Origin of the sequence: Streptomyces sp. NBC_00569, assembly GCF_036345255.1 — a bacterium.
In the GTDB taxonomy this organism is placed as follows: Bacteria; Actinomycetota; Actinomycetes; order Streptomycetales; family Streptomycetaceae; genus Streptomyces.
The window spans coordinates 8,955,511-8,971,644 of the sequence record NZ_CP107783.1; the positions used below are offsets into that span (position 1 = coordinate 8,955,511).

The following is a 16,134-nucleotide window of genomic DNA, read 5'->3' on the forward strand; positions in this document are numbered from 1 at the left end:
TCATTGTTTGGTATGCCATAGCGCGGAAGTTGCACGTCAGCACGTACCCGAAGTCTGCCGAATCGAGGGTCCGCCATGTCGCAGGTCAACCCCGTACACAGCACAGATGAAAGAACCGGGGCCGACGCGGGGCCCGCCCCCGCCGCCCGGCCCACACGCACCCGCTGGAAAGTCTTCGTCCTTCTCCTGGCCGTCGTGGCCCTCAACTACATCGACCGCGGCTCCGTCTCCGTGGCGCTGCCCCTCATCACCGAGGACCTCCACCTCTCCAAGGAGGTCACCGGCTTCGTCCTCAGCGCGTTCTTCTGGACGTACGCCCTGATGCAGATCCCCAGCGGCTGGCTCATCGACCGCTTCGGGCCCCGCTACATGGCCGGTGGCGCCTGCATCGGCTGGGGCGTCGCGACGGGACTCACCGGCGCGGCCACCGGCGTCGGCTCCCTCCTCGGGTTCCGCCTGCTCCTCGGCGCGGTGGAGGCCCCGGTCATGCCCGCGGGCGGCAAGCTCAACGCCAACTGGCTGCCCGCGAAGGAACGCGGCCGCGGCGCCGTGCTCATGGACGGCGGCGCACCGCTCGGCTCCGCACTCGGCGGCATCGCCATCTCCGGACTCATCGCCTGGACCGGCAGCTGGCGCATCAGCTTCGTCGTCGCCGGTGTCCTCACCGCGGCCATCGGCTTCTTCGCCCTGTGGTTCCTGCGCGACACCCCGCGCGCCCATCGCCGCGTCAACGCGGCGGAGGCCGACTACATCGACCGCGCCCACGCCGCCGAGGACGCCGCCGCCGGCACCGACCGCCGCGCCCGTCTCGGCGCCTACCTCAAGTACCGCTCGTTCTGGGGCATGTGCCTGGGCTGGATGGGCTTCAACGGCGTCTTCTACGGCATCCTCACCTGGGGCCCGCTCTACCTCTCGGAGACCAAGGGCTTCGACATCAAGACCATCGGCTGGTCCACCCTCGCCATCTTCGGCGCGGGCTTCGTGGGCGAGCTGACCGGCGGCTGGATCTCCGACCGCTGGCAGGCCACCGGCGCCGGAGCCAACCGCGTGATGCGCACCCTGATGGGCATCGCGGGCGCCGCCGTCGTCGCCGGGCTCCTCGGTGTCGTCCTCGTCCCCGACGCCCTGACCGCCGTCGCGCTGCTCTCCGGCGTGCTCTTCTTCCTGCGCTGGGCCGGCCTGTACTGGTCCCTGCCCTCGATCCTCGGCGGCCGGGCCAACGCGGGCGTCGTCGGCGCCGCCATGAACCTCTCCGGCAACATCGCCGGAATCGTCACGCCCATCGCCGTCGGGTTCATCGTCGGCGGCACCGGCTCCTACACCTGGGCGCTGCTCTACTTCGTCGGCGCCGGAGTCCTGTTCACCGTCTCGTCCCTCGTCATCGACTACTCCAGGAGGCTCGTCACCCGATGACCAGTCACGCACCGCCCCGCCTCGGGATGCTCACACCGTCGTCCAACACCGCCCTGGAGCCGGAGACCTACGCCCTCCTGCACGGCACGAACGCCGCGAGTGCCCACTTCGCGCGCGTTCCGGTCACCCGGATCGCCCTGGACGGGGACAGCGACGCCCAGTTCGACCCCAGCCCGATGCTGACCGCGGCCCGCGGACTGGCCGACGCCAAGGTCGACGTCATCGCGTGGAACGGCACCTCGGGTTCATGGCTCGGCATCGAACGCGACCGCGCACTCGCCGCCGCGATCACCGCCGAGACCGGCATCCCCGCCACCACCTCCACGCTCGCCCTCCTCGACGCCTGCGCCGCGTACGGCGTCACCCGGCTCGGACTCGCGCTGCCCTACACCCGGGACGTGTGCGAGCGCATCGTCGACACCTACGCGAAGGAGGGGATCACCTGCTCCCTCGCGGAGCCGTTCGGCGAGGACGACAACGAGGCCTTCGCCCGGATCCCCGCCGCCGACGTCGCCCGCCGGATCGAGCAGGCCGCCGAGGACGACACGCACGCGGTGGCCGTCCTCTGCACGAACGTGCACGGCGCACCGGCGGCCGAACGCCTCGAACAGACCCTGCGCATACCGGTGTTGGACTCGGTCACCGTCACCCTCTGGAAGGCCCTCGACCTCGCGGGCGTCGCGCCCCGCGTCACCGGCCACGGCGACCTGCTCCGCTCGGGCAGCCTGCGGGCCCTGATCCAGGACACCCTCACCGGCCTCCTCGCCGCGACCGGCGCCGACCGCACCACGTTCCGCGTCGACCTGCCCGAGCTCGGCCTGCACGTCGACCTCACCGCCGGAGAGGCGCTGCGCCCCGGCATCCGCCCGATCCGCCGCGACGCCTCGCTCGACCAGCGCAATCTGAACACCGTCGTGTGGCTCGAACAGCACCGGAAGCCTCTGATCCAGCCCCACTTCCAGGGGGACCCCCACCCGCCGCAGGCCCTCATCGACGTCTACGGGGTGCAGGCCCAGATGCTCGCCCCCGTGGAGACGGGCGGAGCCATGACCGGCTGGATCTCCGTCCACAGCATGACCGAACGCGACTGGACGCCCACCGACACCGCGGCGCTCGACGACGCCGTCGCCCGCATCCGTACCGCCCTGTGAGCTAGGAGCAGCCCCCATGAAGGACATCAAGATCGCCCTCGGAGTCGACGTCGACGCCGTCGCCGGCTGGCTCGGCAGTTACGGCGGGGAGGACTCCCCGAACGACATCCAGCGCGGTGTCTTCGCCGGCGAGATCGGCACCCCGCGCCTGCTCAAGCTGTTCGAACGTCATGGCATCCGCACGTCGTGGTTCATCCCCGGCCACTCGATCGAGACGTTCCCCGAGCAGACCCGCATGGTCGTCGAGGCGGGCCACGAGATCGGCGCGCACGGCTACAGCCACGAGAACCCCATCGCGATGTCTCCCCAGCAGGAGGAGGACGTCCTCGCGAAGTCCGTCGAACTGATCGAACAGTTCACCGGCCGCAGGCCCAAGGGCTACGTCGCCCCCTGGTGGGAGATGTCCGAGTCCACCGCCGCACTGCTCCACAAGTACGGCTTCTCCTACGACCACTCCCAGAACTACCGTGACTTCACCCCCTTCTACGCCCGCGTCGGCGACTCCTGGACGAAGATCGACTACTCCGGTGAGGCGAAGGACTGGATGAAGCCCCTCATCCACGGCCACGAGGTCGACCTCGTCGAGTTCTGCGGCAACTGGTACGTGGACGACCTCCCGCCCATGATGTTCAACAAGCACTCCCACAACAGCCACGGCTACGTGTCCCCGCGCGCGCTCGAACAGGACTGGAAGGACCAGTTCGACTGGGTCCACCGCGAGCTCGACTACGCGGTCGTCCCGGTGACCCTGCACCCGGACGTCTCGGGCCGCCCCCAGGTGCTGCTGATGCTGGAACGCTTCATCGACTACGTCTCGGCCCACGAGGGAGTCTCCTTCTGCACCCTGGAGGACGCGGCCGACGACTTCCGCCGCCGCTTCCCGTTCGAGTCCAAGGAGAGGCCTGTCGACATGCGGTGAGTTCCGCGGGGAACGACAGTCAGAGAGAGGACGGTCGTCACGGCGACGGTCACACAGACGACGGACGGTCCCATCGTGGAGGGTGCACCATGACCACGTACGTGTTGATCCCCGGAGCCGGCGGCTCGGCCTGGTACTGGCACGGGGTCAGTGACGAGCTCGGCCGCCGCGGGCGGGACGTCGTCTCCGTGGACCTGCCCGGGGACGATGTCCGGGCGGGTCTTCCGGAGTACGTGGACACGGTCGTCGACGCGGTCGGTGACCGGACCGACCTGGTGGTCGTGGGGCAGTCCCTCGGCGGGTTCACCGCGCCGCTGGTCTGCCCGCGCCTGCCCGTGTCCCTCCTCGTACTGGTCAACGGGATGATCCCGCGGCCCGGCGAAACACCGGGGGAGTGGTGGGCCAACACCGGCCAGGAGGCGGCCCGCCGCGCGAACGACGCGCGCGAGGGCCGCGACCCCGACGCGGAGACCGACCTGCAGACGTACTTCCTGCACGACCTGTCGCAGGCACAGATCGACGCGTCGGCGGAGCACAACCAGGACGAGTCCGAGGCGGCCTTCGCCACACCGTTCACCCTCGACGTGTGGCCGGCGGTGGAGACCCGGGTGGTGACCGGCCGCGACGACCGCTTCTTCCCCGCCGACTTCCAGCGCCGGGTGGCGGAGGACCGGCTCGGCATCATCCCGGACGAGGTGCCGGGCGGCCATCTGGCGGCGCTGAGCCACCCGATGGAGCTGGTGGACCGGCTGGAGGCCTACGTCAAGGAAACTGCCTGACACCCGGTGGCGTGACTCATCCGTCAGGACGAGCGCCCGGCGGCCCACTCATCCGTTGTGCCCAGGGCCGTTCCACCCGCTGGGCGGATCACTTCCGCCCACGAGCGTCGTAGCGTCGATGCCATGACGCAGACCCTGTACGGCCGGATCTACCTGACGGCCTACGACACCCCCGCCCACGACCTCTACGACCGTACGAGGACCGGGTTCCTGCTGCGGGCCGCCGTCCTGGCCGAGCTGGCGATCCGGGGGAACCTCGTCGCCTCCCACGGCGATGTGTCCGTCGCGGAGCCGGGGCCGACCGGGGACCCGGTCCTCGACCTGACGCTCGACCATGTCGCGCGCGACCGGCGCGGCTGGAAGTCCTGGATCAGGCACGACCGCAGGGAGACGCTGCTCGCGGTCGAGGACCGGCTCGTCGCCCAGGGGGTGCTCGCCGTCGAGGAGAAGAGGTCCTTCGGCCGGTCCCGGCGCGAGGTGACGGTGCGGGACGCGTCCGCCGTCACCTCGCTCCAGGCCACGGCGGCCGGGCTCCTGCACGGCACCGAGCCCGCCGCGCTGATCGCGCCCGCCGACGCCGCGCTGGTGGCCCTGGCCGCTGTCGGCGGCATCCGGTCGGTCGTCTCCCGCGCGGACGCCCACGCCCGCAAGGAACGCATCGAGGAACTGACGGGACGGCTCGACGCCGTGACCCCCGGCCTGGGCAAGGCGATCGGCGGCCTCGGCATGACGATGGTGGCCGCGCAGGGCGGGCTGGGCGGCGGCTGACCGTCACGCCGCGCGGCCCCCGTAGCGGGCCCCGTCGGGCGTCCTACGACTGCGGCGGCCGGTTGACCGAGAGCCGTTCCCCGGCGCGGACGATGCACTTCGCGAGACAGGCCGCCCGGCCGCCGTGCTGCGCGGTCCGGGTGAAAATCAGCAGCGGGACGGACGGGGCCAGGGACAGCAGGCGTCCGCGGGTGGCCCCCGCGACGCCCGCTGTCATCGCGCGCTCGCCATGGGCCGCCGTCGAGGCCGGGGTTCATGGACGACGGGACGCGCGCCGCACTGCGCCGATGCGCGGCTCACGTCGGGCGGGCACAGGAGGCCTCCCCGTGTCACAGGCCGTGACGCCGGCTGCCGAGAACCCGCTCGGACACCCGGCGTTCGGCCTCGGGGGAGAAGCCGGAGACGTCCGACGCAGCGGAGAAGTCGGCGCGCCGCGCCTCGACGGCGGCCCGGGTCTCCGCCGCCGTCAGGTCCGCGTTGATGGCCGCGGCCGCACGCAGTCCCGCGGCGGCCGAGCCGATGACCTGCTCGGTGAGCTCGGTGACGTTGCCCGCCGCCCACACGCCCGGTACCGCGGTCCGACCGGTGGGGTCGGCGGGGATGCGCGTGCCGATCACCATGCCGTTCATCTCCTGCGCGGTCGCTTCGAGCCCCAGGGCACCGAGGAAGCCGGCGCGCGCGGTGAACCGGGGCGCGACCACCATCGCCTGGACCGGCACGAGCGTCCCGCGCTCCAGGCGCACCCCGGCCAGCCGGCCGTTCTCGCTCTCCAGCGCGCTCACCGTTCCGTCGACCACACTGATGCCGCGGGCGGCGAGCTGCTCGTACTCCTCGTCGCCGGGCTCGGGCGCCGTGTGCAGGAAGAGGGTGACGCTCTTGGTCCACTGCCGCCACATCAGGGCCTGGTGCACCGCGGCCGGTCCCGTCCCGAGGACACCGACCGCCTGGTCGCGGACCTCCCAGCCGTGGCAGTACGGGCAGTGCAGGACGTCCGAGCCCCACAGTGCGGCAAGGCCGGGCACCTCGGGCAGCTCGTCCACCAGGCCCGTCGTGACAAGCAGGCGGGAGGCCCGCACCTCGCCGCCGTCGTCGAGCACGACCCGGAATCCGTCGCCGTCGCGTTCGGCCGTGGTGACGCGGCCCGCCACGATCTCCCCGCCGTACCGGCGCACCTCCCCGCGGCCGGCGGCCACCAGCTCGCCGGGGGGTGTGCCCTCGCGGCCCAGGTAGTTGTGCACGCCGTCGGCCGGGGCGTTGCGCGGCTCGCCCGCGTCGATCACGAGGACCGAGCGGCGGGCCCGCCCCAGGGTCAGGGCCCCGCTCAGCCCGGCGGCTCCACCGCCGATCACCACGACGTCGTAGCGCTGCTCGTCCTGCGAAGGGTGAACGCTCACCGTCGGCTCCATCTGCTGCCCCGTCATCTGCTGCCTCGTCTGCCGGCTGACCTGCTCGCTCAGGTGATCACTCATGGGGATCGCCTCCATTCGCCACCGAGACTGCGCCGACCCCGCTCCGATTGACAAAGTTCTTTGCCGTAAGAGCAAAATCGAGGCATGAGCGACGACGAGTTCACCCCGGTCCTGGCCGGCGTGGGGCCGCGGCTGCGCGCCCTGCGGCACGAGCGCGGGACGACCCTGGCCCAGTTGAGCGAGGAGACCGGGATCTCGCTGAGCACCCTCTCGCGCCTGGAGTCCGGGCAGCGCAAGCCCACGCTGGAACTGCTGCTGCCGCTGGCCAAGGCCCACCGCGTGGCGCTCGACGAGCTGGTCGGCGCCCCTGACACGGGCGACCCCCGGATCCACCCGCGCCCCATCACCCGCCACGGCCACACCTTCATCCCGCTGACCCGGCACCTCGGCGGCCTGCACGCCTACAAACAGATCATGCCGGTGCGCGAACTCGGCGAGGGCGTGCGGCCCGAACAGAAGACGCACGAGGGCTACGAGTGGCTCTATGTGCTCACCGGCCGCCTGCATCTGGCCCTGGGCGAGCACGACCTCGTCCTGACGGCCGGCGAGGCCGCCGAATTCGACACCCGCACCCCGCACGGCTTCGCCAACGCCGGCACGTACCCGGTCGAGTTCCTCTCCCTGTTCGGCCCCCAGGGTGAACGGCTCCACGTGCGGGCACGGCCGAGCGAGGGATGAGTTCCTACGCCGGCTTCGCGTCGTCGGCGCCGAACCGGGCGTAGTACACCAACACCGGGCGCAGACCGCGGCGTTCGTAGAGGCGCTGCGCCCCGGTGTTCGCGGCCAGTGTGCCGATGAGCAGGTCGGCGACGCCCATGCGGTCCAGTTCGGCGTCGACCAGGTCGAGCAGAAGCGTGCCGATGCCGTGGCCGCGCTCGGCCGGAAGGACGGCCAGCGTCTGGAGTTCGGCGATGCGGTCGCCGGTCACCCAGGTGTCGTCGGGGCCTTCCTCGATCTGTACGAATGCGTAGCCGACGGGCTGTCCGTCCCGTTCGGCGAGCAGGACGAACGAGCCCTCGTCGAGGATCCAGCGCCGGTAGCAGCCGCGGCGCAGTTCCCAGGAGCTGTCGTCGGGGAAGTAGGTGAACCCGGGCTGCGCGGACCGGTGATGTGCGTGCAGCGCGAGCCACAGGGGCGCGAGGCGGTCGATGAACTCGGCCCCTCCCTTGCGGACCGTGAGGCCGCCGTCGGTGTGCCGGGCCTGGCTCGCGTCCACGGACTTCCCGTCTCTCGTGTGCCGGTGCTGGGTGTGCGGGCCCGCCCTCTCGATGTGAGCGGTTACTACCCGTCAAATCCCCGCCGCCATAGTAAAAGACAGAAACATTCCAAGCCCTCTTGCGAGTGGATAGCAAACGCTTACATGCTGTCGCGCAGCCCGCACACCACCGAGTCCGAGGAGAGACGATGAAGCCGCTACGTCTGGCCACAGCCGCCGGAGCCGCCGTACTGCTCACGTTGGGCGCGGCGGGCGAGAGCTGGGCCTCGACGCCCACCGTCCGCTGGACGACGGGCGCACCGACGCCCGTCACCGAGCTGACCCTGCCGATGTCGTTCGAGTCGGCACCCGACGCGTCCGGCATCTACTTCGCGTACTACACCACCCTGGAGAGCGGGACCCGGCCGTACGCGGGCTTCCAGCCCAAGCCGGCCGTCGACGGAAAGCCCACTCTCCAGGCCGTCTTCAGCTCGTTCAACGCCAGCGCCACCACCACGGACAGCCACTGCGCGTACGGCGCCGACGGAGGCGCGGGCGTCAGCTGCGCCGTCCAGTTCCCCTACACGAAGGGCACGATGTACGCCGTCGAGCTCTCGCGTGTGAGTGACGACGGCACGACACAGCTGATGAACGGTGACGTCGTCAACACCGAGACCGGCGCCGACGTCGCGCACATCGGCAGCTTCAGGCTCCCGGTGGCGTCCGGCCGGTTCAAGGCCGCCGACCAGGGGTTCATCGAGCCGTATCTGACGGCGGGCTGCGCGCAGCAGGTCACCGTCACCTACGGCGAGCCCGTAGGGGCGGAGGGAGGTAACACGTACACGGGAAGCCTCCCGACCGTCACCGACCCCACGTCCGGCAGCTGCCTCAGCAGCACGTCGACCGACACACCGGCCGGGCGCCAGGTCACGGTGACGGGTGACAAGTTCACGCCCGCAGGCTGAACCCGTCACGCGGGCGGGGCGGACATGACCCCCTATCCTGGGGCCATGTCCGCCCCTGAACTGATCCGTATCGTCTCCCGCGACTCGCCCATGGCGCTGGCCCAGGTCGAGCGCGTACGCGCCGAACTGGCCGCCCTGCACCCGGAAATCCGCACGACGGTCGTCCCCGTCAAGACGACCGGCGACAAGTGGATGGGCGACCTGTCCCTGGTCGAGGGGAAGGGAGCGTTCACCAAGGAGGTCGACGCCGCGCTGCTCGCCGGTGAGGCCGACCTCGCGGTGCACTGCGTCAAGGACGTGCCCGCCGACCGCCCCCTGCCCGCCGGAACGGTGTTCGCCGCGTTCCTCAAGCGGGACGACATCAGGGACGCCCTCATCCACCCGGACGGCCTGACGCTCGATCAACTCCCGTCCGGCACACGGATCGGCACGTCGTCTGTGCGCCGCATCGCCCAGCTCGCCGCCGCGTACCCGCACCTGGAGTGCGTGCCCATGCGCGGCAACGCGAACCGGCGCCTGGAGAAGCTCGCGGCGGGCGACGCCGACGCGCTCCTCCTTGCCGCCGCCGGCCTCGAACGTATCGGTCGTACGGACGTGATCACGGAGATCCTGTCGGCCGAGGTCATGTGCCCGCCGATCGGCGCCGGGATCCTGGCCCTTCAGTGCCGCGAGGGCGACGCCGATCTGATCGACACGATCTCGGGGCTCGGTGACCCCGACGCCCATCGCGAGGCGAGCGCGGAGCGCATGTTCCTCCACGTGCTCCAGGGGCACTGCAACAGCCCGATCGCAGGGTTCGCCAGGGCGGAGCGCAGCGGTGATCTGTCGCTGCGGGCCTGCGTGTTCACCCTCGACGGGAAGACCGTGCTCAACGCGCACGAGTGGGCCGGCCCCCTCGACCCCGCCACCCTCGGCACGTCGGTCGCCGTGGCCCTGCTGCGCCAGGGGGCGCGTGAGCTGATCGACTCGATCGCGCACTGAACACCGGGTCCGTCACCGCGAGGCGAGCCACTCGCCGCACCACGCGAGGGTGCGGTCCAGGGTCTCGCCGAGCGGTGTGGGCCCGCGTGCAGACGGCCGTCTCGCAGCCGGGCGACTGACGGTCAGGCGGTCTCGGCGGCCGTGTACCGCCAGAAGTCGCGCATCAGCGCGGGCGGGGTCGGACCGGTCATTTCCACTTGCGTGAGCAGGATGCCGACCGCGCCCGTGGACGGGACGAGGTGCGCCGCGGTCCCGGTGCCGCCGACCCAGCCGTAGCGGCCCATGACGTTCCACCGATCGACGGGTGCCACGTCGACCGAGCCGCCGAAGCCCCAGCCCTGGCCCTCCGTGAACAGGCCGCTGGCTTCGCGCTGAGCAGCCGTCAGATGATCTGTCGTCATCTGCCGTACAGCGTCGGACGACAGGATCCGTCGGCCGCCCGCGACCCCCTCCGCGAGCAGCATCCTGGCGAAGGCGTACCAGTCGTCGGCGGTGGAGACGAGCCCGCCCGCGCCGGACGGGAACGCGGGCAGGCTGCTCCACTGTCCGTCCGGCGCGTCCGCCGGTTCGAGGCCGCCTTCCGCGCGCGGGCGGTAGGACGTGGTGAACCGGTCCAGCTTGCCGGCCGGTACCTCGAATCCGGTGTCGGTCATCCCGAGCGGCTCGAAGACACGCTCGGCGAGGAAGTCCGGCAGCGCGCTCCCCGACACCCGGGAGATCAGCACCCCCTGGATGTCGGAACACGTGTTGTACAGCCATGCCTCACCCGGCTGGTCGAGCAGCGGGATACGGGCGAGATGCGCCATCCACTCGTCGGGCGCCGGGACGAGCTGGGGGGAGAGGCCGTGTTTCTGGAGGCCGAGAAGGGACTGGACCGCCGGCAGCGAGAAGTCGGACGGGAAGCCCCATCCCGCGCGGAACGTCAGCAGATCGGCCACCGTGATCGGCCGGGCCGCCGGGACCACGTCGTCGACAGGAGCGTCCGGCGTGCGGACCACGACCGGTTTCGCGATCTCGGGAAGCCACCGGTCGACCGGGTCGTCGAGCGCGATCCGTCCCTCGTCGACCAGCATCATCACCGCGGCGGCCGTGATGGGCTTGGTGATCGAGGCGATCCGGAAGATCGAGTCGCGGGCCATCGGGGAGCCGCCACCGAGGGCGGCCGAGCCTGCGGTCGCCACCTCGACCCGGTCGCCACGGGCCACCAGTGCCACTGCCCCCGGCAGTGAACCGTCACGGACGTGCGGCGCGAAAATGTCCTGCAAGCTGGTCATCGATCCACCTTCTCGAGTGTGGTGTCGGAGGGGAGACTCCCCGCGCGGCGCGAAATCATCGGCCGGGGCGCCGCCGACGCACCCGAAAGACGGTGGGGAGGAAGCCGGATGCCCCAAGAGGCGACAGCGATGAGGCCCTGGCGATTCGTGGTCTGGTTCGGCGTGGTCAGCCTCCTCGCCGACTTCGTCTACGAGGGCGCCCGCTCGGTGACCGGCCCGCTCCTCGCCTCGCTCGGCGCGTCCGCGGCCGTCGTCGGCGCGGTGACGGGAGCGGGTGAGGCGGCGGCGCTCCTGCTGCGCCTCGGCTCGGGGCCGCTGGCCGACCGCAGCGGCCGGTTCTGGGGGTGGGCGATCGCCGGTTACGCGCTGACCGTCGCCAGCGTCCCGATGCTCGGCCTGACCGGAGTGCTGTGGGCGGCGTGCGCGCTCGTCATCGCCGAACGGGTCGGCAAGGCGGTGCGCTCACCCGCCAAGGACACGCTGCTCTCGCACGCGGCGGCGGCCACCGGGCTCGGCAAGGGGTTCGCGGTGCACGAGGCGCTGGACCAGGTGGGCGCGTTGCTCGGCCCGCTGACGGTGGCGGGGATGCTGGCTGTGACGGGCGACGACTACGGGCCCGCGCTCGCGGTCCTCGCGGTGCCCGGCGTCGCCGTACTCGCCCTGCTCGTACGGCTGCGGCGCCAGGTCCCCGATCCGGCGGCCTACGAACGCGCGGTCGCACCCAGCCGCGAGCAGCCGCGACCCGGCGCCCGGCTGCCGCGCGACTTCTGGGTGTACGCGTCCTTCACCGCCGCGACGATGACGGGCTTCGCGACGTTCGGTGTGCTCTCCTTCCACCTCGTCGCGCGCGGGCTCGTCCCGACCGCCGCCGTTCCCCTGCTCTACGCGGCCGCCATGGCCGTCGACGCGCTGGCCGCGCTGGCGACCGGGTGGGTGTACGACCGGGTCGGGCCGCGGGTGCTGCTCGTCCTGCCGGCCCTCTCGGCGGCCGTGCCCGCGCTCGCGTTCACCGACTCCCTCGCGCCGGTCGTGTTCGGTGCCCTGGTGTGGGGTGCGGCGACCGGTGTGCAGGAGTCCACCCTGCGCGCCGTCGTGGCCGATCTCGTCGCGCCGGGCCGCAGGGCGACGGCCTACGGTGTCTTCGCCGCGGTCGTGGGTGTGGCCGCGTTCGCCGGAGGCGCACTGACCGGGGTGCTCTACGACACCTCGATCCCTTTGCTGATCGTCGTGGTGGCCGCGATCCAGGCCGCGGCCGTACTCCTGCTGGCCGTCACCGGACTCAGGGCCCGCCACAAGTGACAGCGCCGCCAACACGGGCATGATGTCCGTCAGTTGGGCCCGGGTGCCGGTCGTGGACCCTTGATCCGCGACGCGCGAGGTCCCGATTCGGCCGCACGTCTCGGCGGGCGGAGGGAGTTGCGCATAGGCTTCGCGCCATGCTGCGCCTCGTCGATGTCTGTTCGGGCCTTCCTGTCGCTCCGGTGATGCACCGGAGCGTGGTGCGCATCGGTGTGCCCGTGGCCCTTCCCGAGGGCGGCGAGGCGCTCTCCGACGTGCGGGCGATGCTCGTCGCCGACGTCCTGACCCGCGTACTGGAACTGTCGGGAACCATCGCGTACACGGGGCTGATCTGCCCGGACGGGGCCGACGAGCGACGCGCGGCGCTCCAGGTGAGGGCCGCCGAACTCGGCATGCACCCGGCCGCCGCCCACGGCGACGAGCGGGGCGTGGAGGGTGAGCTGGGCGGGCCGTTCGCCGTCCGTCTGAGCCGGAGCGAGGAAGCACCGGACGAGGCGGACGGGGACGTCATCCGGCTCGCTGTCGCCGACGCCCACGCCACCGACGGTGTCGCGGAAAGGGCCGACGACCCCCTGGCCCTGCGCCTCGCCCTGCTGACCGAGCCGCGCACCGAGCCGCTGCGCCTCGCACCCGCGTCGGTGTCCGTCGCCCATCACACGCTCCTGCGCTGGCGCCACGCGGTGGCCACCTGGGCAGACAGCCCTTCGCGGCCCATGCCGGGACCTGCCCGCGACAGCATTCGTGACTGTCTGGAGGACGACCTCGACCTGCCCGGGGTGCTGCGCACGCTGCACCGCCTGGAGCACTCGGGGGACGCCCCGGCCGGAGCGCTCTTCGAGACTTTCGCGTACGTGGACCGGGTACTCGGCCTGGACCTCGTACGCGACGTCGGCAGGGGACCCGCGCCGCCGCGGCCGCTGACGTAGCCGGCCGCCGGCGTCGTGGCTCCTCACATGTTCTCGGCGCCCGCCCTGATCGCCTCGCGGATGCGGGTGTACGTGCCGCAGCGGCAGATGTTGCGGATCTCGTCGAGGTCCGCGTCGGTGATGTCGCGGCCTTCCTCGGCGGCGCGCCGGACCTTGGCGACCGCCGTCATGATCTGGCCCGGCTGGCAGTACCCGCACTGCGCCACGTCGAGGTCGAGCCAGGCCTCCTGCATCGGGTGGAGGTCCTTGCCCACGGTGGCGGGCAGACCCTCGATGGTGGTGACCTCGTCGTCGGGGGCGATCTTCGACACCGGCACCGAACACGGGTTGAACGCCTTGCCGTTGATGTGCGACGTACAGGCCTGGCACACGCCGAGGCCGCAGCCGTACTTGGGTCCCGTGACGCCGAGCAGGTCGCGCAGGACCCACAGCAGCCGGACATCGTCCTCGGCCTCGACCGTGATCTGCTCGCCGTTGAGCTTGAAGGTGTGACTGGGCATGGAGGGGCTCCTCAGAAGGCGCGGTCGAGACCGTCGGTGGGGGACTGGGGTGTGGACGGTTCGAGCGGCAGCGGGTCGAAGGAGAGGGTGGCGTGGTTGATCGGGAAGCTCGTCGGCAGCGTGCCCGTGGCGCGGGCGTAGGCGCAGGCGATGGAGGCGAACGCGGGCGCGACCCCCAGCTCACCTGCCCCTGACGGCTTGTCACCGGTGGACGGCATGACGATGACGCGCAGGTCGGGAGGGGTGTTCCACTGCCGGGTGTAGAAGTAGTGGTCCCAGCTGCCCTCCAGCGGGATGCCGTCCTTGATGTGCAGGCTGGACGTGAGGGCCATGGCGAGCGCGTCGTTCATCCCGCCCATCATCTGGGCTTCCAGCCCACGGGGGTTGATGGCGAACCCGGCGTCGACGACCATGAGGGCGCGGGTCACGCGCGGGCCGGTGACACCGTCCCTGACCTTGCGGTTCACCGTCTCGGGCCGGCAGTCGATCTCGACGAGCGAGGCGACCGCGCCGCGGTACTCCGTGTGCAGGGCGATCCCCTGTGCGACACCGGCGGGCAGCGACCTGCCCCACTCCCCGGCCTCGGCCGCCTTGTCCAGGACGGCGCGCAGGCGCTCCTCCTTGAGGAACTCGCGACGGAAGGCGACGGGGTCCTTGCCCATCTTCGCGGCCAGTTGGTCGACGACGAGCTCGCGCGCACACGCCACATTGGGCGAGTAGATGTTGCGCATGCTGCCGGTGTTGAACTTCAGCGGCACCTCGTTGAGGAGCTGCGTGGTGACACCGAAGTTGTACGGCGTGGACTGGGTCAGCTGGAAGATGGTCTCGGCGAACGTGAGGTTGCCGGCCACGGGCAGCTTCGCCGCCGTCGACGTGATCATCTCTCCGAGCCCGTGCCCGAAGTCGGTCTGCGAACTGGTGTGGCGGTGCTCGTAGCTGACGACGTTGCCGAGCGCGTAGGTGGCGCGCACCCGTGAGACGCACATCGGATGGGTCCTGCCCTGCCGGAAGTTGTCGGTCCGCGACCACGACAGCTTGACCGGCTTGCCCATCTTCTGCGAGATCTCCGCGGCCTCGGCGGCCACGTCGTGGAAGAGATGCCGCCCGAACGAGCCGCCGCCCTCCACCACATGCACCGTGACGGCCGTCTGCGGCAGCCCGAGCCGGTCGGCGATGTCGCGCTGCGCCACGATGGGCACCTTGAGGCTCGCCCAGATCTCGGCGCGGTCGGAGCGCACGTCGGCTATCGCGTTGTCCGGTTCCAGGGGGCTGTTGCTGGCGAACGCGAAGGTGAACTCGGCGTCGATCTTCTTCGTGAGGAGCGGCGGCACGACCATGGGCAGCGCCGCGGCTCTGAGCTTGGCGAGGACGGTGTCGTCCGACTCCTTGTCCACGGTGCCGGGGCCCCAGGTCACTTCGAGCGCGCGCGTTGCGTCGATGCACTGGCCGAACGTCTCACCGCGTACCGCGACACCGTGCTTGACGGTGACGACGTCGGTGATGCCCGGCATGTTCCTGACGGCGTCGGCGTTCGCGACGGAGACCACCGTGCCGTTGACCGTGGGCGGCCTGCGCACCATCGTCGGCTTGGCGTCGGGCACGTGAAGGTCCATGCCGAACTTCTTGCGGCCGGTCACGATGTCCGTTGCGTCGATACGGTTCTGAGGTGTGCCCAGGATCCTGAAGTCGGACGTGGACTTGAGGTGGGCGGAGGCGGTGACGGTCCGCGCGCTGGCGGCGGCCTCGGCGAGCGAGCCGTACGTCGCGCTCTTCGCGGCGCCGTGCGTGATCACCCCTTCCCGCGTGGTCAGTTCGGACTCCGGTACGCCCCACTGCTGCGCGGCCGTGGCGACGAGCCGCCGGCGGGCGACGGCCGCCGCGGAGCGGACCGGGAGGTAGATGCTGCGCATCGAGTTGGAGCCGCCGGTCAGCTGGTTCATCAGGAGTTCCGGGCGCGCGTCGGCCAGGGACACCCGTACCTTCGTTAGGGGGAGATCCATCTCCTCGGCGATCATCATGGCGACCGCCGTGGTCATGCCCTGGCCCACCTCGGCGCGCGGGACCGCGAACGACGCCGTCCCGTCCGAGTGCACCTGGACGGAGATGAGACCGGACGTGGGCGCCGCCGCCAGGGTCTGCATGTCACCGAGGTCGAAGAGTTCCTCCGGCTGCGGCAGCGAAGGCACCGCGGCCTCGGCGGACTCGCCGCCCACGGCGTCCAGGCCGAGGCGCGCGCCGACGGCCAGTGTGGGAGCGGCGAGCAGGTACGCGAGGACCCTGCGCCGTCCGGGACCGCCGGGGCCATCGGGACGTTCAGGTTGTGCGGCTTGTGCGGCCTCTTCTGCGGGCTCGCGTGGCGAACGGCTCTGTTCTGCCATGGGGGTGCCTCCCGGCGCACGGATTGAGTTGATCAACCGGGGAGCCTAGGGCGCGGGAGGCGGGCGGGGCACACGGTGCGGGCAAACTCCACATGACTGCCACACACTCGCGTATGC

Annotated in this window: 16 protein-coding genes; 10 read left to right on the forward strand and 6 right to left on the reverse strand. The window is 71.4% G+C overall.

From position 1 onward, the window contains the following. Positions 1 to 75: 75 nt before the first annotated feature. The 5 genes from OHO83_RS40420 to OHO83_RS40440 all read left to right on the forward strand — a co-directional run bounded on the left by OHO83_RS40420 (position 76) and on the right by OHO83_RS40440 (position 5,030). Complete coding sequence (locus OHO83_RS40420; protein ID WP_266666749.1) at positions 76 to 1,413, forward strand: MFS transporter; 1,338 nt, start codon at positions 76 to 78, stop codon at positions 1,411 to 1,413. Next, positions 1,410 to 2,564 (forward strand): maleate cis-trans isomerase family protein, encoded by a 1,155-nt coding sequence (locus OHO83_RS40425; RefSeq protein ID WP_266666747.1) that lies wholly within the window; start codon positions 1,410 to 1,412, stop codon positions 2,562 to 2,564. The genes OHO83_RS40420 and OHO83_RS40425 overlap by 4 nt, the downstream gene beginning before the upstream one ends. 16 nt (positions 2,565 to 2,580) lie before the next feature. Continuing rightward, positions 2,581 to 3,483, forward strand: a complete 903-nt coding sequence (locus OHO83_RS40430) for a polysaccharide deacetylase family protein (RefSeq protein ID WP_266666745.1) — start codon at positions 2,581 to 2,583, stop codon at positions 3,481 to 3,483. Between the two features lie 89 nt (positions 3,484 to 3,572). Further along, positions 3,573 to 4,262 carry an alpha/beta fold hydrolase gene (locus OHO83_RS40435; protein ID WP_266666743.1) on the forward strand — a complete coding sequence of 230 codons (690 nt, stop codon included), beginning with the start codon at positions 3,573 to 3,575 and terminating at the stop codon, positions 4,260 to 4,262. 123 nt (positions 4,263 to 4,385) lie between these two features. Further along, positions 4,386 to 5,030, forward strand: coding sequence for a GOLPH3/VPS74 family protein (locus OHO83_RS40440; protein WP_266666741.1), 645 nt, complete (start codon positions 4,386 to 4,388; stop codon positions 5,028 to 5,030). A 43-nt stretch (positions 5,031 to 5,073) separates the two neighbouring features. Here the strand turns inward: OHO83_RS40440 and OHO83_RS40445 are convergent, their stop codons facing one another. Continuing rightward, positions 5,074 to 5,247: a hypothetical protein gene (locus OHO83_RS40445; RefSeq protein ID WP_266666739.1), complete on the reverse strand. Its 174-nt coding sequence runs from the start codon at positions 5,245 to 5,247 to the stop codon at positions 5,074 to 5,076. 112 nt (positions 5,248 to 5,359) lie between these two features. Next, the gene (locus OHO83_RS40450; protein ID WP_266676102.1) at positions 5,360 to 6,436 is read right to left on the reverse strand and encodes an NAD(P)/FAD-dependent oxidoreductase; all 1,077 of its coding nucleotides are present in this window, start codon (positions 6,434 to 6,436) and stop codon (positions 5,360 to 5,362) included. 147 nt (positions 6,437 to 6,583) lie between these two features. Between OHO83_RS40450 and OHO83_RS40455 the strand changes: the two genes are divergently transcribed. Beyond that, positions 6,584 to 7,177 (forward strand): helix-turn-helix domain-containing protein, encoded by a 594-nt coding sequence (locus OHO83_RS40455; protein WP_266666737.1) that lies wholly within the window; start codon positions 6,584 to 6,586, stop codon positions 7,175 to 7,177. Between the two features lie 4 nt (positions 7,178 to 7,181). Here OHO83_RS40455 and OHO83_RS40460 read toward each other — a convergent pair whose 3' ends face one another. Then, entirely contained in the window at positions 7,182 to 7,715 is a 534-nt protein-coding gene (locus OHO83_RS40460; protein ID WP_266666735.1) for a GNAT family N-acetyltransferase, read from the reverse strand. Between the two features lie 188 nt (positions 7,716 to 7,903). On the opposite strand from OHO83_RS40460, the gene OHO83_RS40465 reads away from it, so the two are divergent. Together OHO83_RS40465 and hemC are read left to right on the forward strand one after the other, a co-directional pair. Continuing rightward, positions 7,904 to 8,659, forward strand: coding sequence for a hypothetical protein (locus tag OHO83_RS40465; protein WP_266666733.1), 756 nt, complete (start codon positions 7,904 to 7,906; stop codon positions 8,657 to 8,659). A gap of 45 nt (positions 8,660 to 8,704) precedes the next feature. Then, a complete protein-coding gene (gene hemC, locus OHO83_RS40470) occupies positions 8,705 to 9,640 on the forward strand; it encodes a hydroxymethylbilane synthase (RefSeq protein WP_266666731.1) in 936 nt (311 codons plus the stop codon). A gap of 122 nt (positions 9,641 to 9,762) precedes the next feature. Here the strand turns inward: hemC and OHO83_RS40475 are convergent, their stop codons facing one another. Beyond that, positions 9,763 to 10,914 carry a serine hydrolase domain-containing protein gene (locus tag OHO83_RS40475; RefSeq protein ID WP_266666729.1) on the reverse strand — a complete coding sequence of 384 codons (1,152 nt, stop codon included), beginning with the start codon at positions 10,912 to 10,914 and terminating at the stop codon, positions 9,763 to 9,765. Between the two features lie 129 nt (positions 10,915 to 11,043). Here OHO83_RS40475 and OHO83_RS40480 point away from each other — a divergent pair, with 129 nt between their 5' ends. Next, complete coding sequence (locus OHO83_RS40480; RefSeq protein WP_266666727.1) at positions 11,044 to 12,213, forward strand: MFS transporter; 1,170 nt, start codon at positions 11,044 to 11,046, stop codon at positions 12,211 to 12,213. Positions 12,214 to 12,350: 137 nt separating this feature from the next. Continuing rightward, a complete protein-coding gene (locus OHO83_RS40485; RefSeq protein WP_266666725.1) occupies positions 12,351 to 13,139 on the forward strand; it encodes a hypothetical protein in 789 nt (262 codons plus the stop codon). A gap of 23 nt (positions 13,140 to 13,162) precedes the next feature. On the opposite strand, the gene OHO83_RS40490 is transcribed toward OHO83_RS40485, so the two are convergent. Next, positions 13,163 to 13,639 (reverse strand): (2Fe-2S)-binding protein, encoded by a 477-nt coding sequence (locus OHO83_RS40490; protein ID WP_266666723.1) that lies wholly within the window; start codon positions 13,637 to 13,639, stop codon positions 13,163 to 13,165. Positions 13,640 to 13,650: 11 nt separating this feature from the next. Further along, entirely contained in the window at positions 13,651 to 16,017 is a 2,367-nt protein-coding gene (locus OHO83_RS40495) for a xanthine dehydrogenase family protein molybdopterin-binding subunit (protein WP_330280616.1), read from the reverse strand. Positions 16,018 to 16,134 lie beyond the last annotated feature (117 nt).